Origin of the sequence: Clostridium acetobutylicum ATCC 824, assembly GCF_000008765.1 — a bacterium.
GTDB classification, from domain to species: Bacteria; Bacillota; Clostridia; order Clostridiales; family Clostridiaceae; genus Clostridium_S; species Clostridium_S acetobutylicum.
The window spans coordinates 3,607,736-3,624,846 of sequence record NC_003030.1; the positions used below are offsets into that span (position 1 = coordinate 3,607,736).

General features: G+C 30.0%; 14 protein-coding genes. 7 read left to right on the forward strand and 7 right to left on the reverse strand.

Annotation, left to right across the window (positions count from 1 at the left end; translation table 11 throughout):
- The first annotated feature begins 194 nt into the window (after positions 1-194).
- The 6 genes from CA_RS17600 to CA_RS17625 all read left to right on the forward strand — a co-directional run bounded on the left by CA_RS17600 (position 195) and on the right by CA_RS17625 (position 6,794).
- On the forward strand, positions 195-1,532 hold the full coding sequence (locus CA_RS17600; protein WP_010966692.1) for an MFS transporter: 1,338 nt from the start codon (positions 195-197) through the stop codon (positions 1,530-1,532).
- Positions 1,533-1,745: 213 nt separating this feature from the next.
- Positions 1,746-2,264 (forward strand): GNAT family N-acetyltransferase, encoded by a 519-nt coding sequence (locus CA_RS17605; protein WP_010966693.1) that lies wholly within the window; start codon positions 1,746-1,748, stop codon positions 2,262-2,264.
- A gap of 162 nt (positions 2,265-2,426) precedes the next feature.
- Positions 2,427-3,134: a MurR/RpiR family transcriptional regulator gene (locus tag CA_RS17610; RefSeq protein WP_010966694.1), complete on the forward strand. Its 708-nt coding sequence runs from the start codon at positions 2,427-2,429 to the stop codon at positions 3,132-3,134.
- 169 nt (positions 3,135-3,303) lie between these two features.
- Complete coding sequence (locus CA_RS17615; protein ID WP_010966695.1) at positions 3,304-4,860, forward strand: PTS transporter subunit EIIC; 1,557 nt, start codon at positions 3,304-3,306, stop codon at positions 4,858-4,860.
- A 1-nt stretch (position 4,861) separates the two neighbouring features.
- Positions 4,862-6,199 carry a 6-phospho-alpha-glucosidase gene (locus CA_RS17620; RefSeq protein WP_010966696.1) on the forward strand — a complete coding sequence of 446 codons (1,338 nt, stop codon included), beginning with the start codon at positions 4,862-4,864 and terminating at the stop codon, positions 6,197-6,199.
- A 97-nt stretch (positions 6,200-6,296) separates the two neighbouring features.
- A complete protein-coding gene (locus tag CA_RS17625; RefSeq protein WP_010966697.1) occupies positions 6,297-6,794 on the forward strand; it encodes a PTS sugar transporter subunit IIA in 498 nt (165 codons plus the stop codon).
- A gap of 71 nt (positions 6,795-6,865) precedes the next feature.
- Here CA_RS17625 and hcp read toward each other — a convergent pair whose 3' ends face one another.
- The 5 genes from hcp to CA_RS17650 all read right to left on the reverse strand — a co-directional run bounded on the left by hcp (position 6,866) and on the right by CA_RS17650 (position 14,109).
- On the reverse strand, positions 6,866-8,569 hold the full coding sequence (hcp, locus tag CA_RS17630) for a hydroxylamine reductase (protein WP_010966698.1): 1,704 nt from the start codon (positions 8,567-8,569) through the stop codon (positions 6,866-6,868).
- A 163-nt stretch (positions 8,570-8,732) separates the two neighbouring features.
- Positions 8,733-9,386, reverse strand: a complete 654-nt coding sequence (locus CA_RS17635; RefSeq protein ID WP_010966699.1) for a response regulator — start codon at positions 9,384-9,386, stop codon at positions 8,733-8,735.
- On the reverse strand, positions 9,379-10,572 hold the full coding sequence (locus CA_RS17640) for a sensor histidine kinase (RefSeq protein ID WP_010966700.1): 1,194 nt from the start codon (positions 10,570-10,572) through the stop codon (positions 9,379-9,381). The genes CA_RS17635 and CA_RS17640 overlap by 8 nt, the downstream gene beginning before the upstream one ends.
- 102 nt (positions 10,573-10,674) lie before the next feature.
- Positions 10,675-12,864 (reverse strand): MMPL family transporter, encoded by a 2,190-nt coding sequence (locus CA_RS17645; protein ID WP_010966701.1) that lies wholly within the window; start codon positions 12,862-12,864, stop codon positions 10,675-10,677.
- A 129-nt stretch (positions 12,865-12,993) separates the two neighbouring features.
- Positions 12,994-14,109, reverse strand: coding sequence for an alpha/beta hydrolase family protein (locus tag CA_RS17650; RefSeq protein WP_010966702.1), 1,116 nt, complete (start codon positions 14,107-14,109; stop codon positions 12,994-12,996).
- 217 nt (positions 14,110-14,326) lie between these two features.
- On the opposite strand from CA_RS17650, the gene CA_RS17655 reads away from it, so the two are divergent.
- Positions 14,327-14,884 (forward strand): TetR/AcrR family transcriptional regulator, encoded by a 558-nt coding sequence (locus CA_RS17655; RefSeq protein WP_010966703.1) that lies wholly within the window; start codon positions 14,327-14,329, stop codon positions 14,882-14,884.
- On the opposite strand, the gene CA_RS17660 is transcribed toward CA_RS17655, so the two are convergent.
- Together CA_RS17660 and CA_RS17665 are read right to left on the reverse strand one after the other, a co-directional pair.
- On the reverse strand, positions 14,877-16,235 hold the full coding sequence (locus CA_RS17660; RefSeq protein WP_010966704.1) for a DUF6179 domain-containing protein: 1,359 nt from the start codon (positions 16,233-16,235) through the stop codon (positions 14,877-14,879). The genes CA_RS17655 and CA_RS17660 overlap by 8 nt on opposite strands.
- On the reverse strand, positions 16,232-16,699 hold the full coding sequence (locus tag CA_RS17665) for a DUF6323 family protein (RefSeq protein WP_010966705.1): 468 nt from the start codon (positions 16,697-16,699) through the stop codon (positions 16,232-16,234). The genes CA_RS17660 and CA_RS17665 overlap by 4 nt, the downstream gene beginning before the upstream one ends.
- Between the last annotated feature and the right edge of the window lie 412 nt (positions 16,700-17,111).

Below are 17,111 nucleotides of genomic sequence, written 5' to 3' on the forward strand. Positions count from 1 at the left end.
TGGCTTTTTAATATTATTATAAGTAGATTTACTGCGAAAAATACATCCATAGGTGCTTTCATGCAAAATTGGCACATTAATAATTACTTATATGGTAATATAAAAAAGACATAGATACTTAAATATTTAACTGCAGATAGAAAAATCATACTTTTGAAAACGTTTAGTGATGTATATTAAGGAGGACGCTTAAAATGCATAAGATAAAAATCCCACTGGTGGAGAAAATAAGTTATGGCTTAGGTGACACTGCTTCAATTTTGACTTTTCAAATGGTTTCAGTTTATATCATGTTCTTTTATACTGATGTTTTTGGACTTTCAACCGCTTCTATTGCTGTATTACTTTTATCTGCAAGAATTATCGATGCTCTTATAGATCCAATTATAGGAATAATAATAGATAAAACCTCCACAAAATGGGGTAAGTGCCGACCTTATTTTCTATGGTTTTCAGTACCCTATGGTTTAATTGCAATAGCAACCTTTTTCACTCCACATTTAAGTACAAATGGTAAACTTATTTATGCTTATATTACTTATATATCTTTAAATATAGTTTATTCTATTATAAATCTTCCTATAACCGCTATACTTCCAAGTCTAACTGATGATTACAAAGAAAGAACTCAAACTACAGCTATACGTATATTTTTAGCCAGCTGTGGTTCAATAATAGTGAGTACCTTCACACTACCTCTTGTAAGTATTTTGGGTGAAGGCAACAAACAAAAGGGATTCTTTCTCACTATGGTATTGTTTGGATTTATAGCAAGCCTTCTATTTGTAAATACCTTTATCCAAACCCATGAAAGAATTTTAGCAAACAAAGGAAATCCAATACCTCTAAAAAAAAGTATTATGACTCTCAAAAATCTTCCTTGGTTACTTATTACCTTAGTAAATGTATTTACATATATAGGGCTCAATATTAAAAATTCCAGTATGGTTTATTATTTAAGTTATAATATTTCTCGACAAGATTTGATTCAAATATTTATGTTTGTAAGTACTATAGGCGTTCTTCCAGCTATTGCACTTACACCAATTCTTGTAACCAAAATTGGTAAAAGAAATACATTAATAGTAGGGACTCTTTTTGTCCTTATAAGCTGTTTTTTATTTGCAATATCAAGTAATGTTATTCTACTTTTAATAGCAGATGGTATTAGCGCCTTAGGAAGCGGATTTTCCAATGCTGTTACCTTTTCAATGCTTCCTGACATAGTTGATTATGGAGAATGGAAAACAGGTGTGCGTGCTCAAGGACTTCTTTCATCTTCGTCAAGTTTTGGTTCAAAATTTGGTATGGGTGTAGGCTCCGGACTTGCAGCTTTGATTCTCTCACTTGGGCATTATGTTCCACATGCTTCCCAAGCCTATTCAGCAAAATTTGCTATATCCTTTAATTTCATATGGGCTTCCGCAATTACATCTGGAATAATATTATTTGTACTGCCTTTTTATAAAATAGACAAGCTATATCCAATGATTCAAGCCTATTTATCTAAAAAAGGAGAGCTTGATCATTAATCTAAATTTTTATATATACTATTTACATTTAATTGGTTATATAATACAATTCATGTAAGAGGATTAATTTTTTTCCATTGTTATCCTCTTATGCTTTTAGATTAGGGGGGATGTCTTATGAAAAATTTCAAAGACAGACAATTTAAAGGGTGGTTTACTACCTAAACTTTGGTGATAATCCATCTTTATTTATACTGAGAGGTGGAAATTTAAATGACTTTAAGAAATATAGATACAGATAGGCTACTTTTGATGCCTGTAACCTTAGAAATAGTTAAATCCTTAATGGTTGGAAGCAATGATGAGCTTTTGAAACTTCAAATTAATCCAAACACAAAATGGCCTACCAAGGATACAAAAGATATTTTACCAATAATAAATAGAACTCTTGAAAAGAACAAAGTACCAAGTGGTTTTGAAACTTGGATGATTATAAAAAAAGACAACATGCAAGTGATTGGAGATATTGGTTTTCACAGTGAGCCTAATGAAAAAGGAGAAGTTGAAGTTGGGTATTGCTTAGTAGAAGATGAAAGAGGTAAGGGTTTTGGTTTTGAAGCGTTAAGCGCTATTATGGATTGGATACACTTTCAAAAGAACGTTTCAATTGTAAAAGCACAATGTTTAATTGAAAACAAGCCTTCTGCTCGAATACTCCAAAAAGTAGGTATGAAGGAAATCGATAGAGATATGGATTCAATTTACTGGGAGTTTATCAAACCAGTATCATAATAAAATTTTAAATATAGCCTTTGCATTAATTTACTCAATGCAAAGGCTATAATATTAAATTCATATAACCCTATGGTCAAAACAATCAATTATATAGCTTTAAGTAGTCATGTAATGGTATACTAAAAGAAAATGTGTTTTATGAACAGAAGGTGTTTATAAATGGGTAATGCTACAATTTTAACAGAACTTGAAAAGGTAATCTTAAATAAAATACAAAATTATATTAATAAGAATGAAAAGGTTGGTATAGATATAATAGCAAAGGAATGCTTTGTTTCAAAATCAGCAATTATAAAGTTATCTAAAAAACTTGGTTATAGTGGCTACAGTGAAATGTATTATACTATTCTTTCAACCGCTAATAATGCACAAAAACTAGATTTCTCTAATAATAGCATAAGTGTAAATGATCACTTAAAAGAAAATGTTGATATGCTTGTAGAAATATTGAGGCAATTTAAAGATAAGAAAATCTATTTAGATTCATTAGGTCTTTGTGATAGTGCCAAAGAATATTACTTGCAAAAATTATTAATATTTGGATTTGATGCAGCCAGCAGTTATCATTATGAGGCATTTAGAAATAATAAATCTGGACTTTACTTTTTCTTTTCCTACTCTGGATATCGAGCTGAGATTATTGAAAAAGTTAATGAAGCTATTAGTAATGATTTTACGGTTGTAGCCTTTACTTCTAATAAAGAATCACCACTAGCAAAAATTGCACATTCAACAGTAGAAGTCTCTGGAGTGAAATCTGATATGGAACACTACTTACCAAACTTCTTTACCGCTAATTTAATAATCTTATTAGAATTAGTATTAGGTGAATACTCCAAAAGATACTTGCACAAAGAAAAAGACTAGATATATATAAAAATGGGCTAGCAATAGGAATTGCTAGCCCATTTTTGTATTTATAAGGTAGTAAACTTTTTTACTTTAAGTAAACATTTTCACAAGCATGAAAACTGTATTGATGCAGAAGATAAACTAGGTTATATTGTAGATAAATAAAAAAAGGAGGTATTATCTCATGAAAGAAAAATTGTTATCATTAAGTCAAAAGTTTTCACAAGCTGCAGTACAACCAGTCATGTTTTTAACAGTTATGGGAATTGGTCTTGCAGTAGCTGTTATTATGCAACTTAGTTTTATGCCATCATTTATAGTTTTTATAGGTGTACTGCTAAAGAAAATGATGGATGCTATGCTTAATAATCTTTCTATTATCTTTTGCGTTGGATTAACAACAGCCTTTGCCAAAAAGAAAAAGGTGGATGCGGCTATCATCGCATTAATCGTTTACATTATATTTCTGGCGGGTAATAATGCTTGGCTTACATCACAAAATATGTTAGCCAAATCAGGAGCCATGGGGCTATTTGGAACTGGTCAAAATACTGTATTAGGATTTCAAGTAATCGATATGAATGTATTCTTAGGTATATTATTAGGATGTATTACTGGATATGTGTTTAACAAATTTTCCGAAATAGAATTTGGTGATATGTTTAGAATTTATGGCGGATCAAGATTTGTATTTATAGTTATGATTCCTATTACCTTAGTATTAGCAATTCTTCTCAGCTATGTATGGCCAGTTATAAATTATGGTATTAATGGTTTATCAGGTTTCATGAAAACAGCAGGTGCTTTAGGTGTATTTGTATATTCATTTGGTAATAGATTTTTAATTCCAACGGGATTACATCATTTATTATGGATGCCATTTTGTTTCACAGGAATTGGTGGAAGCTTGAATATTGATGGAAAAACTATACAGGGCGCTGTTAATATTTTTTATTCTGAAATGAGTAATAGTAGCAAGCTTACAGCTATTGATCCATCAATAAGATTTGCAACCTTTGGATTTGCAAAAATTTTTGGAAGCATAGGTATTGTCCTTGCTATGATAAGAACCGCAAAACCTAAAAATAAAAAAGCCGTAAAAGGATTACTTATACCATCTCTTTTCGTTGCAGTTGTAGCTGGAATCACAGAACCCCTTGACTTTTCATTTCTTTTCATATCTCCACTGCTTTGGTTAGTACATGGTATAATCACCGGTTTTTCAGAAATGCTGCTATGGATTTTAGGTTCAAGAACATATTCAATTTATGGTCTACTAGATACAATAGTTTGCAATTCTGTAATAAGCCCAAAACTCTCTAAAATATATATTTTCTTCGCAGTTGGTATCATAATGACTGCTGTATGGTATTTTGTCTTTGTTTTCTTAATTAGAAAATTCAATATTAAAACACCTGGCAGAGAAGATTCAGTTAACAGCTCTTCAAACAAAGAGGTAACTGATGGTTCTTCTAAAAGTGGTAGTAGCGATCAAGATTCTGAACTATTTATTAAAGGATTAGGTGGAGCTGAAAATATCCTAGAGGTTAATAACTGTTTTACACGTTTAAGGATCGATGTAAAGGATGTCAGCAAGGTAAACAAAGAGATAATAGGAAAAGCTCAACAAAAGGGTATTGTTGTTAAAGGTAATAATGTACAGATTATTATTGGAATGACTGTAGAAAATTCAAAGGAAAATCTAGTTAACTTATTAGATAAAATGAAAGGGGTAATGTAAAATGAAAAAGTATTCAATTTGTATTGTTGGTGGAGGAAGTCGTTATACTCCAGATATGCTTGCTATGCTATGTAACCAAAAAGAAAGATTCCCATTAAGGAAGATTGTTCTATATGATAATGAAAGCGAACGTCAAGAAACAGTAGGAAACTATGCAAAAATATTGTTTAAAGAATACTATCCGGAATTAGAAGAAGTAATATGGACCACTGACGAAAAAGAAGCGTTCGAAGACATAGATTTTGCTCTTATGCAAATTCGTGCAGGAAGACTAAAGATGCGTGAAAAAGATGAAAAAATTTCATTAAAGCATGGCTGTCTTGGTCAGGAAACTTGTGGGGCAGGTGGATTTGCATACGGGCTTAGAAGTGTTCCAGCTGTTATTGATTTAATAAAAAGTATCAGAACTTATTCTCCCAAGTGTTGGATTTTAAATTATTCTAATCCTGCTGCAATTGTTGCCGAAGCAACTAAAAGAGTATTCCCAAACGATTATCGTATAATTAATATTTGTGATATGCCAATTGCAATTATGGATATCTATGCTGCAGTACTTGGATTAAAAAGAAGAGACTTAGAACCAAAATATTTCGGATTAAATCATTTTGGATGGTTCACACATATCTTAGATAAAAAAACAGGAGAAAATTATTTACCTAAGTTAAGAGAAATTTTAAAAACTCCAGTAGATGTTCAAACAGAACCTCTTTTTCAAGAGAAATCTTGGAAATCAACTTTTGAGTTTATGAGTCAAATGATAAATGATTATGATGAATATTTACCAAACACATATCTTCAGTATTATTTATACCCTGCAAAAATGAGAAATAAGGAAAATCCAGAATACACAAGGGCTAATGAAGTAATGGATGGAAATGAAAAAGAAACCTATGAAAGAATGCATAAAATTATATCCTTAGGAAAAATTCATGGCACTAAGTATGAACTTACTAGTGATGTAGGATGTCATGCTGAGTATATAGTTGATTTAGCAACGGCCATTGCTAATAATACAAATGAAATTTTCTTAATAATTACAGAAAATAAGGGCACTATTAATAATGTTTCAAAAGATATGATGGTAGAAGTTCCATGCCGAGTTGGAAGCAATGGAGTTGAACCATTAGTTGTTGGAAGTATCCCTGCCTTTTATAAAGGCCTTATGGAAAATCAGTATGCCTATGAAAAGTTATCAGTTGATGCTTGCTTAGAAGGAAGTTATCAAAAAGCATTACAAGCACTTGTTTTAAACCGTACAGTTGTAAATACTGATGTTGCTAAAGAATTACTAAAAGATTTAATTGAAGCTAATAAAGGTTATTGGAATGAACTTCATTAAATTTTAGACAACCTGTAGTATAATAATTGAATATTCTTGATTGTAGTTAATTAATACAATCAAGAATGTTCTTATAAAATCATGGGGAGATGTATATATGTTTAAAAAATTATTTTCAAAAAATAGTAATAGGGTTGAATCAGTATTTGCTTATGCATCAGGAAAACTTTTAAATATTGAAGATGTTCCTGATCCTATTTTTAGTGAAAAGTCTATGGGAGAAGGTGTTGCAATACTACCATCAGATGGAAGAATTGTTGCTCCTGTAGATGGCGAGATTATATTAATTGCACCAACAAAACATGCTTTAGCCTTAAAAACAACTCTTGGACAAGAAATACTTATTCATATTGGACTAGAAACTGTAATGCTTAACGGACAAGGCATTGAACTTCTTATAGGCTTAGGAGATAAAGTCGTAGCAGGGCAGAATATCGCTAATATTGATTTGGATTTTATCAAGAAAAATGCAAGTAGTACAGTGATTCCAATGGTAATTACAAATAGTGAAGAAGATCTCTTTGATTTTGAGTGGGAGGATGTTAACGAAGTAAGTGCTGGAGAAACAAAAATATTCAAGGCTAGTTGTAAATAGTTTTGATATCCGACGAATATTAAAAAGAACGCCCAATTACAAAGGCGTTCTTTTTATACATATTTTAATATTTAACCTTGCATAAACATTTTCATATCATCTTCTACATTAGTGATTCCACCAATTCCAAAGTTATCTACTAATACCTTTGCCACATTTGGTGAAAGGAATGCTGGTAGTGTTGGTCCTAAATGAATATTTTTAACTCCCAAGTGTAATAACGATAATAATACTATTACAGCTTTTTGCTCATACCAAGCTATGTTATATGATATAGGAAGCTCATTTACACTCTTCAATCTAAATACCTCTTGCAGTTTAAGTGCTATAACAACTAAGGAATATGAATCATTACATTGTCCAGCATCTAAAACTCTTGGAATTCCACCGATATCTCCTAGGTTAAGCTTGTTGTATTTATATTTCGCACAACCTGCTGTTAATATAACTGTATCCTTAGGCAATTTTTCAGCAAATTCTGTATAGTAATTTCTTGAATTAGCTCTTCCGTCACATCCAGCCATTACGAAAAATCTCTTTATAGCCCCCGATTTAACTGCAGCTACAACCTTATCCGCAAGCGCTATAACTTGATTATGTGCAAATCCACCAACTATCTGTCCCTTTTCTATTTCTGTAGGTGCACTGCATTTCTTAGCCATTTTTATAACTTCTGAGAAATCCTTTGTTCCATCAGCTTTAGCTTCTATATGAGGACACCCAGGCATACCTGTAGCTCCTGTTGTAAACAGTCTATTTTTGTAGGAAGCCTTTGGTATAACTATACAGTTAGTAGTCATCACTATAGGGCCATTAAACTTCTCAAATTCTTCTTTTTGTTTCCACCACGCATTACCATAATTCCCTGCAAAGTTTTTATACTTTTTAAACTTTGGATAATATTGTCCAGCAAGCATTTCTCCATGAGTATATACGTCTACTCCTGTTCCCTCTGTTTGCTCAAGTAACATTTCTAAATCTCTCAAATCGTGTCCTGAAATCAATATTCCTGGATTTTTTCTAACTCCAATATCAACAGTAGTTATTTCAGGATTTCCGTAGGTTTCAGTATTTGCTTTGTCAAGAAGCGCCATTCCATTTACACCGAACTTACCAGCTTCAAGTGCCAAGGCAACTAATTGATCTACGCTTAAACTGTCATCTAAAGTTGCTGCCAATGCTTTTGCCATAAATTCATGAACAGTTTCATCATCATACTTTAAGTTCATAGCATGCTTCATGTAGGCTGATAAACCTTTTAATCCATAAGTAATTAATTCTCTAAGACTTCTTATATCTTCATTTTCTGTTGAAAGCACTCCAACCTTTTCAGCTTTCGCATCAAATTCTATTACATTGTCCGCAGTCCAAGTTGCAGCATCTGGTCCTACCATTTCTTCTTTTGCAATTCCAAATAACTTCTTAAAGAAACCTCCACTTACCTTAACTTCCCCTACTTTTCCACCAGCCTTAACAACCTTAGCCTTTAAATCTTCTCTTATTCTTAAAGTTTCTCTCACTCTATCTAAAATAGAATCTCTATCAAAATTAGCATTAGTTATTGTTGTAAATAGGTTCTCTACTATATATTTATTAACCTTGCTGTCTTTAACCCCTACCTTCATTCCTTCATTGCTAACTACTGCTAGTCCTTTAGTTACATATATTAATAAATCTTGAGCTTTTGCTACACTTTCATCCTTACCACAAACGCCCTTAACCGTACATCCTTTGCATCCTGCAGTTTCTTGACATTGATAACAAAACATTGACATAGTTTGTCCTCCTATTTTCTCTTTCTATATAAAAATTAATAATTTCTTGCTTCAGTGATTTAAAGTTTACTATATTCCTTTCAAGTTTTCTGTAACATTGGTTACTAATTTAAAATAAAAAAAATGCACCATCGAAGTATATTTTCAATGATGCATTTAAATATTATTTTTGAACATGAATTATTCCCTTTTCTATAGCTTTAGCAACCGCTTCTGATCTAGAAGAAACCTGAAGCTTACTGTAAATATTAGTCAGGTGTGCCTTTACTGTTCTTTCTGATATCCCCATATCAAAAGCTATTTCTTTACTCTTACAGCCCCTTGCTATTGACTGTAGAATAAACAGTTCCCTCTCTGTAATTGATGCATTAAAGGAGGTATTTATTGTACTTTCTTTCTTTTTAACATTAAATAATACTTTACTTACTTCTGGTTGAAGTAATAATTCTCCCCTAAATGCTGATTCAACTGTTCTTATAAGTTCCTCCCTAGTAGTATCCTTAAGAAGATACCCCTTTGCTCCTAGTGAAAGCCCCTCTTTTATTAAATTATCCTCATTATATGTAGTTAAAATAATTATTGGAATAGAATTTTCTTTTTCCTTTAAAGCTTTTAGTACATCTAGTCCACTCATTTTAGGCATACTTAAATCCATTAAAATCACATCTGGCTTAAGTTCATCTATAAGTAATAACGCCTGTTCACCATTTTCAGCTTCACCAACAACCTCGTACTCATCTTCTAACTCAAAAATGAGCTTTAACCCCTCTCTAACTACAAAGTGATCATCTACCACTAGTATTCTTCTTTTACTCATTTTCTTTTAATATTCCTTTCTCAATTGGTATTATAATACTTACATTAGTACCCAATCTCTTCTTACTTTTTATTTCAATTTCACCCTTAATACTACGAACTCGTTCAGTTATCCCAAGTATGCCATAATGTCCATATACTTTATTCAAGCTTTCTACTTCAAAGCCTATACCATCATCTATTACTTCTACCTTTATTTCGCTACTCTCCTCTATTATCTTGAGCTGTACATTTTCAGCTTTTGCATGCTTTGCAATATTATTTAAACATTCTCTAATTATATATAAAAGGTGCTCCAATATTTTTGTTGTAATTTGAGATTTCATTTGTATATCAACTTCAACTTCACTACTTGAAAGGTTTCTAAATTTACTCACTTCACTTTTCACTAAATCAATAAAATCACCATTTAAATCTGTTTCTGACCTTAAATCTTCTATAACAAGTCTTGAATCTGCCAGTGTTTTTCTAGCATGTTCCATAGCTTTTAATACAATTTCTTGAGCCCTTTTATTATTATTCTTATTTAAATTGGCGTTTACCGCCTCAAGCTGCATTATTATTCCTGCAATACCTTGAGAAAGTGTATCGTGCAAATCTCTAGCCATTCTTTGTCTTTCATTAGTTAAGGTTAATTCTTCCACTTTATCATAAGCCAGTTCTAGTTCCTTTAAAACCTTTTGTGTTTGAATTCTTAATTTTACTTGCTTAAAAAATATAGCTGAGTATCCAATTACAAAAATAATTATTATAAGAAATACTGGTATTAATTCCGGCAAATAGTATGCACCATTAATTATTACAACAGTACCACAAAATATTGAGTACAAGAAAATAAAAGTCAATATAATTTTAAAAATATTATAATATAATTCTACACTTTGAGACATTAAAATAGGTATAATACCTATAAATAATGCATGATATCCTTTTTGAATTAAAAACGCACATGCACAAATAATTATTCCTTGAATTAAAAAATATATCCAATATCTATTTTTAAAAATATAAGAAAACCAATACATTATAAAAAATAAAATCATTATTAAGGTAAATATTATACTTTGAAATAAATAAATTTCTTTAATATTTTGTAAAAACAAAGAAAATACACAAACTAGAATAATACAAATTATTGATAAAAGTCTAAAATTTAATTTTTCTTCATCATATGATTTACTAGCCATCCTTTCACTTCCTTCATTTATACATAATAACATAAATCAACCATTAAAATAAAAGAACTATAGATTATAATACAACACTATAGTTCCTTCATTTATATGTTCTTAACTAGCTTTTTCTTCTTTAATTATTGATTCACCTTCAATATCTATATTAGGAAGAATTCTATCTAACCATTTTGGCATATACCATGCTTTTTTACCTAATAGTATCATAACAGCTGGTACAAAAGTCATTCTTATAACAAATGCATCAAATAGTACTCCAAAAGCAAGGGTAATACCCATTTCCTTTACGTTTGCATCTACATTGAAAGCAAATCCTAAGAAAACAGCTGTCATTATCAATGCTGCTGATGTTACTACTTTACCACTATTTTTTATTCCTAGAATAACAGATTTTCTTGCATCTCCTGTTTGAGTATAACTTTCTCTCATACGACTTACTAAGAATACCTCATAATCCATTGCTAAACCAAATAAAATTCCTGTTACTAATATAGGTAAAAAACATAATATCGGCTCACGAGCTGCTACATTAAACAATCCAGCTAAATGACCATTTTGTAAAACAATAACTCCAAATCCTAAAGTTGAAAGTATAGTCATTAAAAAACCTAAAACAGCCTTAATTGGTACCAATATGGATCTAAAAACTAAAACCATTAAAATTATTGCAAGCCCAACAATAACTAAAATAAATTTAGGCATAACTTTACTTAATGTAACATCTGTATCTATATTTACTGCAGTAGCTCCCGTTTCCATAAGATCAACTTTTTTATATTTCCTTATGTTTTCAGACTTTTCGTTTATAGCCTTAACTAATTCCTTTGTTTCTTTATCATTTGGACCACTTTTAGGTACTAAATTTATCATTGCCAACTTGTTGTTACCAACTGGAATAGGGGGTGTAATAGATTTTATGTTTGGTAATTTTCCAATTTCCTTTTCTATTTCTTGAAGTGTAATCATATAATTTCCTTTTACTTTGGAAGCATCAGCTACCAAAATAAGAGGCCCATTAACACCTTTTCCAAATCCCTCTGCCATAATATCATAACCCTTACGTTCTGTTGATTCTATCGGTTTTGATCCTTTATCTGGAATTCCTAATTCCAAGTTAAGAGCCTGATAACTAAATAAAGCAGTTACTATCACCACAGCTATTGCTATAACTGCTGGATGCTTGCTTACAATACTTCCCCATTTGCTATCTTCCTTGTTTTTGTATTTAGATGATTTTATAATATTAAATATTTTATTTTTTTTATAAATACTTATGCGATCTTTTGCAATACTTATAAACGCTGGAACTGCTGTTAATGATGAAATTATCGCAAGCAATACAACTGCTGCTGCATCTAAGCCCATAGTTCTTAAAAAAGGAACTCCAACTAATGATAAACCACTAAGCGCAATAATAACTGTTACTCCTGCAAATAAAACCGAACTACCTGCTGTTGCCATAGCCCTAGCTAATGATTCTTGCCTATCATATCCTTCAGCAAGATTTTCTCTATATCTAGAAATTATAAATAGAGCATAATCTATTCCTACTGCAAGTCCTATCATTGCTGCTAAAGATAATGAAAATATAAGCGTATCTACTGAATTAGATGATATAAATATACATAATACTCCTGATGCCAATCCTACAGCTGCTGTTGCTATTGGCATTAATGCTGCCATAAATAATCTAAATGTAATCAATAGTACAATAAACGCTATTGCAAGACCAACTGCATCTGAAGGTCCAACTGCTTCTATTCCTGAAAACGCAACATCTCCTCCTAATTCTGTTTGAATTCCCGCATCTCTTGTTATTTTAATATTATTAAAAACTATGTTCTTATCTTTTTCTGTAACCTCTTCATTCTTAATGTTATAAGTTATATCAGCATAAGCAATTTTTTTATTTTTACTTATAGTCCCCATTGCATATGGGTCTGATATGTACATAACTTTTTTATCTTTTCCTTGTATCTTAGTCTTTAGTTTATTTATAGCTATTTTTACAGATGGTGTCATTAAATCCTTACCTTTTTCCACTTTAAAAATAAGCCTTATAGTAGTCGTTTTATTACTTGATTTACTTTGACTTTCTGTAGCCTTTTTTAACATATTACCAGCTTTTTCAGACTTGCTTCCAGGTATAGAAAAATTATCACTAAATTTTATACCTGTATTTAATACAGCAACACCTAAAATAGCTAGAAAAACTACCCACGCCACAATAACTCTTTTAGGCCTTTTATAAACCCAACTTCCTAAATTGTACAATAATTTTGCCATTATTAATCCTCCCTTTAAAACACAAAGCCTTTACAAATTTATAAGGCCTATGTATTTATTTTATAAAGAATTAAATGCTTAAACAATTGTACCTTAGGGCAAAAATGGGTGTACCTTTAGGCTACTTTTCTACTTTCTTACAAGAAACTTCTTAATTTCATCAAAGGCTAAATCTATCCTTCCTACTTGACAGTGCTGCTCTCCACCTGTTTCCTTAGTAAAAATTTTCTTTGTTATATTTGCATTTACAAGTCTATCTTCAAAAAGCTTCATAGCCTCAATTGGCACATACTGATCTTCCTCTCCTGCAAGAAGAAGCACATCTTGATCTATTAATTCCTCTATACCATCCATAGTGTGAAGCTGAATAGCTTTAAGAAAATCGTATGGTGTATAAGTCATAGTGTTATCCATTCCTTTTGATATTTTCCAATTAAAGTCAATATCTGCTTTCATTTTGGAATACATAAGCTCATTAATCTTATCTTTTTCATTATTATTAAGTAGCTTTTCTAACTCATATCTCATTTCCTTGTTCTTCATACCTATAACATCCATACCGCAGTAAAATATATCATATACAATAGCTGCCTTAATTCTCTTTTCAAATGCTGCTGCTCTAAGACAAAAATATCCACCCCATGAACATCCTAATATAGTAACTTCATTTAAATTAAAATAATCTAAAAGAGCTGATACTGGCCTCTCCCAATTATGAATGAACTTTAATCCATTCTTCAATGCCATTCCTTGTCCTGGGCCTTCAAATGCAATAATATCATATCCTAAATTCTCAAATGCACTGAAAAATGGCAGCATTTCTTCTAAACAAGAATCATAACCTCCATGAAAAATTAAAGTTTTAGTTGAACCTTGAAATTTAACTCGAACTGCTGGAAAAAATGAATCTTCATAGGGTACATTGAAATGTTCTAATGGTACTCCTTTATAACTCTTATAATAATTTTCTCTATACTTTGTATACATATAAGCTTTATTTGGATCACTTTCTCTTAAGTAAAAACTTCCTGCTGCATAATAAGCTGACGCTAATTCAAATTTTCCTTTTATTTCACTTTTCTCTGCAAGCTTTCTCCAAGCTATATACCAAGAATTCATATCTTTTATATTTAGCAAAGCCTTTTCAATATCATTTTTAACCTCAGAATCCTCCATAAACTTTCCTAAAAAACGATTAAGTTGAAAATTAAATTGTTCATTATCTAAATATTTTTTAAACATCATAAACCACTCCTTACTTCTTAAATCTTATACGTCAAGTACAAATGATTATCATTATCACTTAAATAGATGATTTATATGGTTTTGTAGGTTATCATACATACCACATTAAAAATGTACGATAACCTGCTTTTTAATACATATTGACTGCTAATAACTATCCTTTTATAGTATAATTATTAAGAATATTATCTTGGGGGGGGGATTTTTCGTGGCAAAAATGGATCTTAGAGTATTAAAGACGCAAAAAAACATAAAAACTGCCTTATGTAACCTACTGGTACATAAAGCTTTCAAGGATATTACAGTTCAAAATATTTGTGATAAAGCCTTAGTTAGCCGCTCAACCTTTTATGACCACTATTACGATAAATACGATTTGCTTAGTAAAATAGCAGAAGAAATCATATCTGAATTCAAACCTTATCTTAAGCATAGATTCAATTTAAATCCGCCTGATAGCTTCATTAGTATAGGTGCATATATTATTAAATATTTTTCAGAAAATAAAAATATTATACAAGCTTTATTTAGTATTCATAATGAATCCATTGATATATACAATGATTTTAAAGCCATACTTATACAGGAATGTTCCTCTTATCTAAAACGTGAAAATTTCATAAGTAAATTTAATGTATCAAACGATTATATATGTGCTCACTATGCCTCATATGTGTTAACCTCTTTTGAATTATGGCTAAAATTAGGTGAGAATGATGCTGACTTTAGATTGGCCAATAAATTCCAAGCCATTCTATTTGAAAGTTCTACTTAAATCTTATTTTTTTCTCTAGTTCTTCTAGCCTTTTTTGCTCTTTTTTACTTAACCTTGATATATATATATTAAACTCAACATACCATTCCTTTTCATAGTCTTTTTTAGCCGCTACTTCTTTTATATACGCAAGTAAAATAATAATTTCAAGCTGTGATAAGCTCTTAAAGTATTCTATATATTCAGCTTTAAATAAACAATCCCCTCCAAGCATATCAGTTAAGTCTTCCAAACTTTTAATACCACTTTTTATTAAATCTATCTTTTCATTCACAAGCGTGCATCCTAATATTTTTTTATTTAGCTTCCTAAATTCTGAATTACTCATTTTTATACCATCAGTATAATAAATTATTTGATGATAATCATTGCTCTTAAATGACACAAATACAGTTTCTAATCTATTTAATTTAATATTTATACTTAAAAGTGAACTGAATTTAAAAGCAGCTTTTCTAACATAACAAAGTAGATTTTTATTTTTAATATTTAAGTTAATACAACATGCTTCTGCTGTCTTTACTAGTTCATTCTGTAATTCTTCTAGAGCTAATTTTTTCAATTTGCTTTTTATATATTCCCTATCTAATTCACTAATATTAAGGCTACCTAAATCCCTTCCACAAATAATCACTCCAAGTGAATTTCTTAAAACTAGTTCAAATACATTTATGAGCAATGCTTTATTTTCTTCATGATATCCTTTTAAAACCTCATTTACTTCATCAATTTTGAATTTATTGCAAAACTCATTTTCTAAACTTAAATTTATTAGATAGTTGTACATATATTCAATGCCAGTATAGTTCATATCATCAAAATAAAGTTGATAATCTATACAACCTGGGGCTTCATGCGCTGTAAATTTATACTCGTATTCATTAAAAAACTCTGAAATTCCATGGTCAATAGTATCGTCATATGTGTAATTTTCAATATTAAGTTTACCTATATTATGAAAAAGGATTTTGCTATCCGATATTTTTTTCTCTATTACCGCTTCTCCCCTTAATAGCATTTCCTTTAAACTTAATTCTTTTAATTCATTTAAAATAAGCTTAATACTATTAAAGGTCTTTAAATAAATGCCTATAGTGTAGTCAATGGATTTTAAAATACTTTTTAAAGCTTCTATCCTAACTGAACTACTTTCATTCCTAGTGTAATAGGTTAACTTATTTTTTAAAATTTCTATTCTTTCATAATAAATCTTCTCAAAATCCTCTTTATTTAACAGCTTTTTTTTATAGGAATAAGTTAAAATATACTCGAAGAAATTTTCTTTATTAAAATGCTTTCTTATGTCAAAATTATATTCTTCAATTGTATTACTACTCTCCATAAACATCATTCCTTTTCATCCTCCAAATTTGCATAATCCTTAAATCCACTTCTTATATTGTTGGCAATCTTATATAAAACTGTCCCTTCTAACAATTCTAATGACCCTCTGCAATGATTATCAAACTTTTCTTTCATAATTTCTATTGCCTCATCATCACTTATATAATCTAAGGTCTCATTCTTAAAATTATAAAAAATTTCTATAAGTTCATTCATTGTCTCACTATAATTTTGTTGTGATATGTAAGGAGAATCACAAAATGTAGTAATAATTTTATTTATAATTTGATTTCCAAATTCTATCCTGCCATTTTTGACAAGAGCATCACTTCTTGTTTTTATAATCTCTCTTACATCTTCTTCATAAAGTTTTAAACCGTACTTTATGGTGAATTCATTACAATTAACTATTTCATTAAAAGTTTGATTTTCTAGCAAATTTTTTTGAAATACCTCTATAAAATTTTTCATATTTAAAGCTCCCTTCAAAAAAGTATTGACTTTTCTTTTTAGGTGTGATATAGTATAGTTGGTTATTTATTTTAACAATTCAAGTATATTCTTTTCTTAATAATATGTCAATGTTCTATTTTTCATTTCAAATTTTATATTTCATATTTAAAACATAATCTTTAATAATTACTCCTAAATAATTAAAACTTTCCTCTTACAAAAAAATTATATTATACGTTTCATATTTATACGTGTTAATTTTAAAGTCTTAATTGTTTTATTCGTATATTTTTGTATTAAATACTTGATTTTACATTTTATGGGTATATAATAAAAGTGACCTCATTGTAAAAGTTAGATTTAACTAATTAAATTCTATCTTGCGAAAACCTTTACTGTGCATATATAAAACGAGTCTCCTAACATTGTC

Excerpts from the sequence above, each read along its gene's own strand:
- CA_RS17600 (WP_010966692.1), top strand. The coding sequence starts at position 195 with ATGCATAAGATAAAAATCCCACTGGTGGAGAAAATAAGTTATGGCTTA.
- CA_RS17605 (WP_010966693.1), top strand. The coding sequence starts at position 1,746 with ATGACTTTAAGAAATATAGATACAGATAGGCTACTTTTGATGCCTGTA.
- CA_RS17610 (WP_010966694.1), top strand. The coding sequence starts at position 2,427 with ATGGGTAATGCTACAATTTTAACAGAACTTGAAAAGGTAATCTTAAAT.
- CA_RS17615 (WP_010966695.1), top strand. The coding sequence starts at position 3,304 with ATGAAAGAAAAATTGTTATCATTAAGTCAAAAGTTTTCACAAGCTGCA.
- CA_RS17620 (WP_010966696.1), top strand. The coding sequence starts at position 4,862 with ATGAAAAAGTATTCAATTTGTATTGTTGGTGGAGGAAGTCGTTATACT.
- CA_RS17625 (WP_010966697.1), top strand. The coding sequence starts at position 6,297 with ATGTTTAAAAAATTATTTTCAAAAAATAGTAATAGGGTTGAATCAGTA.
- hcp (WP_010966698.1), bottom strand. The coding sequence starts at position 8,569 with ATGTCAATGTTTTGTTATCAATGTCAAGAAACTGCAGGATGCAAAGGA.
- CA_RS17635 (WP_010966699.1), bottom strand. The coding sequence starts at position 9,386 with ATGAGTAAAAGAAGAATACTAGTGGTAGATGATCACTTTGTAGTTAGA.
- CA_RS17640 (WP_010966700.1), bottom strand. The coding sequence starts at position 10,572 with ATGGCTAGTAAATCATATGATGAAGAAAAATTAAATTTTAGACTTTTA.
- CA_RS17645 (WP_010966701.1), bottom strand. The coding sequence starts at position 12,864 with ATGGCAAAATTATTGTACAATTTAGGAAGTTGGGTTTATAAAAGGCCT.
- CA_RS17650 (WP_010966702.1), bottom strand. The coding sequence starts at position 14,109 with ATGATGTTTAAAAAATATTTAGATAATGAACAATTTAATTTTCAACTT.
- CA_RS17655 (WP_010966703.1), top strand. The coding sequence starts at position 14,327 with ATGGATCTTAGAGTATTAAAGACGCAAAAAAACATAAAAACTGCCTTA.
- CA_RS17660 (WP_010966704.1), bottom strand. The coding sequence starts at position 16,235 with ATGATGTTTATGGAGAGTAGTAATACAATTGAAGAATATAATTTTGAC.
- CA_RS17665 (WP_010966705.1), bottom strand. The coding sequence starts at position 16,699 with ATGAAAAATTTTATAGAGGTATTTCAAAAAAATTTGCTAGAAAATCAA.